Annotated in this window: 7 protein-coding genes; 5 read left to right on the top strand and 2 right to left on the bottom strand. The window is 43.7% G+C overall.

What is annotated here, in order from left to right; all coding sequences use genetic code 11:
• Positions 1-284: O-methyltransferase (locus tag WBM98_RS04470; RefSeq protein ID WP_424364828.1), on the bottom strand; the 284-nt coding region annotated here is incomplete at its 3' end.
• A gap of 59 nt (positions 285-343) precedes the next feature.
• Here WBM98_RS04470 and WBM98_RS04465 point away from each other — a divergent pair.
• Genes WBM98_RS04465 through WBM98_RS04455 form a run of 3 tightly spaced genes read left to right on the top strand, consistent with a single transcriptional unit; the run spans position 344 to position 3,358 of the window.
• Positions 344-820 carry a GNAT family N-acetyltransferase gene (locus WBM98_RS04465; protein ID WP_424364827.1) on the top strand — a complete coding sequence of 159 codons (477 nt, stop codon included), beginning with the start codon at positions 344-346 and terminating at the stop codon, positions 818-820.
• A 60-nt stretch (positions 821-880) separates the two neighbouring features.
• On the top strand, positions 881-2,155 hold the full coding sequence (kynU, locus tag WBM98_RS04460; RefSeq protein ID WP_424364826.1) for a kynureninase: 1,275 nt from the start codon (positions 881-883) through the stop codon (positions 2,153-2,155).
• A 48-nt stretch (positions 2,156-2,203) separates the two neighbouring features.
• Entirely contained in the window at positions 2,204-3,358 is a 1,155-nt protein-coding gene (locus tag WBM98_RS04455; RefSeq protein ID WP_424364825.1) for an MFS transporter, read from the top strand.
• A gap of 8 nt (positions 3,359-3,366) precedes the next feature.
• Here WBM98_RS04455 and WBM98_RS04450 read toward each other — a convergent pair whose 3' ends face one another.
• Positions 3,367-4,038: a hypothetical protein gene (locus tag WBM98_RS04450; protein ID WP_424364824.1), complete on the bottom strand. Its 672-nt coding sequence runs from the start codon at positions 4,036-4,038 to the stop codon at positions 3,367-3,369.
• A 258-nt stretch (positions 4,039-4,296) separates the two neighbouring features.
• On the opposite strand from WBM98_RS04450, the gene WBM98_RS04445 reads away from it, so the two are divergent.
• Both WBM98_RS04445 and WBM98_RS04440 read left to right on the top strand, forming a co-directional pair.
• A complete protein-coding gene (locus WBM98_RS04445) occupies positions 4,297-4,845 on the top strand; it encodes a ClpP family protease (RefSeq protein ID WP_424364823.1) in 549 nt (182 codons plus the stop codon).
• A 248-nt stretch (positions 4,846-5,093) separates the two neighbouring features.
• A partial coding sequence (locus WBM98_RS04440) for an FAD-dependent oxidoreductase (protein WP_424364822.1) occupies positions 5,094-5,415 on the top strand: 322 nt, incomplete at its 3' end.

Genomic DNA, 5,415 nt, shown 5'->3' with positions numbered 1-5,415 from the left:
GAAAGCTCTTCGTTGATGTCTATGGTATGCAACTGTCCTTCTTCACGCATTCCTTCGGCGAGACATAAGGCCGAATAGCCCGTATAGGTCCCTATTTCGAGGATGTTGGTCGGTTGAATGATCTTGGATAGGAGGCTCAAGACCCTTCCCTGAAAATGACCCGTTATCATTCTTGGTTGCAGTACCTTTCGATGCGTTTCGTCGGAGAGCGCCTGTAGCAATGCGGGCTCGTTTTCCGAATGGTCTTGAATGTAATCTTCCAATAAAGAAGACAAAAAGTGCATGGCTATTTTTCTGTAAAAATATGGAATTATGTGCTACCTTGAGATTTCAATAGGTTCAATTGCCAAAGGAATTGCCCATGGATGCCATTCATATTAGAACTGCCACCCTCGACGACATCAAGGTATTACGTACGTTCGAGCAAGGGGTCATCAAGGCCGAAAGACCCTTTGATGTTACTCTTGATGCCGACCCGATTACCTATTATGATTTAGGGGAATTGATACGTGACCAAGATGCCATTGTGGTCGTTGCCGAAACAGACAACAAGATCATAGCCTCGGGATATGGCCGGATCAAACCCGCGCGACATTATTTATACCATACCTCCTATGCGTATTTGGGTTTTATGTACACCTTGCCCGAATATCGGGGAAAAGGGGTGAACGTAAAAATTATCGAAAGATTGAAGCAATGGGCTACGGCCAAGGGATTAAGCGAAATTCGGTTGACCGTCTATAACGATAATCTAAGTGCGATCAGGGCCTATGAAAAAGCAGGGTTCGAGCGGCATATCATAACCATGCGATTGAGATAAGTACGCCCCCAACGTAATTTTTATTGAAACTGAAATTGTACTTTTGGAGAAAAGAATACGATGCAATTTCAGAATTCACTTGCCTTTGCACAACAGTTGGATGCGGAGGATAAACTTCATGACTTTAGAGCGGAATTCCATTTTCCCCAGTTTGAGGGAAAGCCGGTCATCTATTTTACCGGAAATTCCCTAGGATTACAACCTAAAATTACCCAAACCTATATTGATGAGGTCATGAACGACTGGAAAACCTTGGGGGTTGAGGGTCATTTTCATGCCCATAAACCTTGGTGGGACTATCATGAGCGTTTGGCGGCCCCATTGGGAAAGATCATGGGAGCCCTTGAAGAGGAGGTAACCGTAATGAATACCTTGAGCGTAAACCTTCATCTATTGATGGTATCCTTTTATCGGCCTACAACGACGCGCTATAAGATCTTATGTGAGGAAAAGGCTTTTCCCAGTGATCAATACCTGTTGCAAAGCCAAGTACGCTTCCATGGGTTAGATCCCAAAGATGCCCTCGTTGAGGTGAAGAAAAGAAAAGGGGAGCACTTTTGGCGTACGGAGGATGTCCTTGCCAAAATAAGGGAATTGGGAGACGAACTCGCTTTGGTGTTTATTGGCGGGGTCAACTACTACAACGGGCAGGTTTTTGACATGGAAACCATTACCCAAGCGGGTAGGTCTGTCGGGGCCACGGTGGGATGGGACTTGGCCCATGCCGCTGGCAATATTGCCCTGAAGTTGCATGATTGGGATGTTGATTTTGCCGCGTGGTGCAGTTATAAGTATATGAACAGTGGTCCGGGAAATGCCTCAGGCGTCTTTATACACCAAAAGCATTTGGGTCAGGATGATATGCCACGCTTCGAGGGATGGTGGGGAACGAAAAAGGAAACCCGTTTTTTGATGAAACCCGTTTTTGAACCCATGGCTACTGCCGATGCCTGGCAGATCAGTAATCCGCCTGTATTGGCATTGGCGCCCTATTTGGCCTCCTTGCAACTATTTGAGGCGGTGGGCATGGACGCCCTGATCCAAAAAAGAGATAGAATAGTAGCGTACCTGGAGTTTATCCTCAATGAAATTGCCAAAGAAGTCGATGGAACCTTCGAAATCATTACCCCAAAGGAACGAGGGTGCCAGCTTTCCGTTTTTCTGCATGGGCAGGGGAGACCTTTATTTGATTATCTAATGAATCACGGGGTGATCGCGGATTGGCGGGAACCCAATGTCATTCGATTGGCCCCCGCGCCATTTTATTGTTCGTATGAGGATATGTTTCGATTTGGGCAGCTATTAAAGGCGGGTATTTTGACTCAAATGGATTAGGCCTCCAAGGCTATTTTCTTTAGTTTTGCCGCTAAATTTCTACGAGCGATGAATTCACTTCGATTGATTCTGTCCAATCCAAGATATTTCGGACCTGCATGGGTGTTTGCCAGCCTCAATATCCTATTTGGAACCTGGGTGATTTATATACCTTCGGTCAAAGACAAATTGGGAATTGATAAGGCCGATTTGGGTATTGCCATCTTTTTTCTATCCCTTGGTGTATTTACCATTTTCCCCATTGCCGCCAAGATCATAAACAAAGTGGGCGTTGGTAAAGCGACTTCCATTGGTATTCTCTGCAGTAGTTTAATTGCCCTTCTACCCTTATTGGCGCCCAGTTACTATACACTTATGGCATCGCTATTTTTGTTTGGGGCTTTCAATGGCCTTACGGATATTGCTATGAACACTCTAGTGACGGAGATTGAGAAGGAGGATAATCAGAAGATTATGTCTGCAGCCCATGGCTTTTTCAGTTTAGGGGGCGTTTTGGCCGGATTGGGCAGTTTTTTGATCATCGCTATCGGCAACCCACCCGTACATATGCTTATAGCCGTAATTTTAGTACTCGTTGTGCATGCGGTTTTCTTCAGGCGGTATTACCATGTTAAGGCGGCACCTGTTGAAAAGGAACCATTTAGTATTAAGCTTTTCAAACCGTTGCTGCTCTTGGGGATCGTTTCTTTTATCGCCATGGGCAGTGAAGGGGCGATCATAGATTGGAGTGGCCTTTATTTGAGGGAAATAAGCATGGCCCCCGAAGCATTGTGGGGCGCCGGTTTTTTGGGTTTTCAAATTACCATGACCCTGGGACGTTTTTTGGGAGATGCCATAAGTACGCGCATCGGTTCTGTAAAGATGGTCGCTTTGGGAGCGATGATTGCCATTGCCGGTTACGGCTTGGTGCTTTCTACAACGACGTATTTGGCCATTACCGGATTTGCTTTAAGCGGATTGGGTTTTTCGGTCATGGTGCCCGAATTATTCCGGATTGGCGGTAATGTCAAAGGGATCGATTCGTCACAAGGAGTATCCTTTATTGCCGGTTTAGGGTATAGCGGATTCTTGGTCGCCCCGCCCATTCTGGGATTCGTTGCCAAGAGATGGTCGTTGGTAAGCTGTTTTATTATTTTACTTTGTTGTGGGTTATTGATTTTGATAGCCACCTCGGTTCTCAATAGAAAACGGGTGAATTCTTGAGTTTGGGCTCAATTGGACTTCACCTCAATATTGGTAAAATACAATTGAAACCCCTCATTGTTTTTATGCATTTTTGCGATTTTCAGTCCATCTATTTCCACGTAATCCTCCCACGTAGTAACCAAAGAGGCTTCCGGTTGGTTTCCTTTTCTATATGCCCATTCCTTTAGAATATAATCATCGCCAAAATAAAAATCATAGGCATCCCCCGGGGTATATCCGCCATCCGAACTATAAACAATGGTTAGTTTATCCATTGCCTTTTTACTAATAGGTGCTATTTCCTGTTCCTTAAAGGTCTGTGTGAAGTTGTCTTTGTCCCATATTAGATTGAACGGGGCCAATAACCAATACTTATCATTGATAAAACCACCATTGGTTTTATAGGCAACACTATCCATTTTTGACCAAGTATAGGAAAGTGTATCCGATTTGGATATGGCCATGATATCATTGGTTTTGGGCTTCCAAATCCACGTTCGTTCGAAATGTGAGGTATCCCTGTCCACATTAAAAGTGAATTGAAGTTCCCTTATGTTTTTCCATTGTTGAATGCCATGCGCATTCGCTATATTTTCCAGAATTGTAGGTTCCGTAGCTACGAGGGGTTGTTCTGGCTTTTTTTCCATTTTACAACCCATTATGACCAAGACCAACAAGAGTAGTTTGCTATTTTTCATTGTATTGTGGTTTATTCAAATATAATGGAATCAATCCAATAAAGGAATACGGGTCAAAAACAATTCCATTTACATTTCAGCAACGGGCAATCCTTGGGTAAAGGGGGCAATGACCATGGTTTGGACAAAGTTAGGGCCGCTGTTGAGAAAGCGTCGTGTACGTGAGTTGATCTGATGCGGGATTATTGCAATTCGATGAATCAATTTTCTATATATTTTTAATAAAATGCTTAGTTTTGGGTTCTTAAATAAAATAAGATGAGTTCGAAAAAGGGAAAAGTACAGGAAGCAATAGATGAAAAGTTATTGGAGGAACGCAAGGTTTTTCTTTGGGGTATGGTCGATGATGATTCTGCCAAGCACGTCATCGATCGTTTGTTGTATTTGGATATGCAGAATAATAAGGAGATCCAACTGTTCATCAATAGCCCTGGAGGGTATGTTACCTCAGGTTTTGCCATGTACGATACGATAAAGGCCTTAAAAAGTCCCGTATCCACCATTTGTACCGGTCTAGCAGCCTCTATGGGGTCTATTTTACTTTCGGTAGGTAAAAAGGGAAGGCGCTTTATACAGCCTCATGCCCAGGTGATGATACATCAACCTAGTGGGGGAGCCAGAGGCCAGGCATCGAATATAGAGATTCAGGCCAAGGAAATCATTAAAACCAAGGAATTGAGTGCCAGGATCCTGGCTGAAAATTGTGGGCAGGACTATGAAAAGGTGCTTCGGGATTTTGATCGGGATTTTTGGATGAATGCCGAGGAGTCCATCGCATACGGTATCGTGGATGGTATTTTGAAATAGGTCTATCGTCTTGATAGATGAAAAAGTCCTTCGCAATCGTGTTGTGAAGGACTTTTTTGATGATATATATGGACGCCGAAGCGGAATGTACTATATATACGGTAAAAAAGACCCATTTGGATGTTTATAAGGGCCAAAAATCTTGATTTTTAAAAATAGACCTGAGCGGTTTACCGGAGTACCCAATATTGGAGGGAAAGTTTATTTTATTAAATTTACCGACTAACCCTTATTTTTCCCTAATTTTTATGAAACAAACACCAAAGGAGATTGCTATTGTAGGATCGGGTTTGGTAGGTTCCTTATTGGCTATTTATCTAAGAAGGCTAGGTCATAAGGTAGATGTCTTTGATCGCAGGCCCGATATACGTACCATTGTTTTTTCAGGGCGTTCCATTAATCTGGCGATGAGCGATAGGGGATGGAAGGCCATGGCGGAAATTGGCATCGAGGACGAAATCAAGAAAATCGCCATACCCTTGGACAAAAGGGCCTTGCATGTCGTTGGAAAGCCAATGTACTATCAGAAGTACGGGAAGGAGGGGGAAGCAATTTGGTCGATATCAAGGG

The organism is Maribacter sp. (assembly GCF_049667165.1).
Lineage (GTDB): Bacteria > Bacteroidota > Bacteroidia > Flavobacteriales > Flavobacteriaceae > Maribacter_A.
The sequence above is the reverse complement of the archived record's forward strand: the minus strand, read 5'-3'. Positions and strand labels throughout refer to the sequence as shown.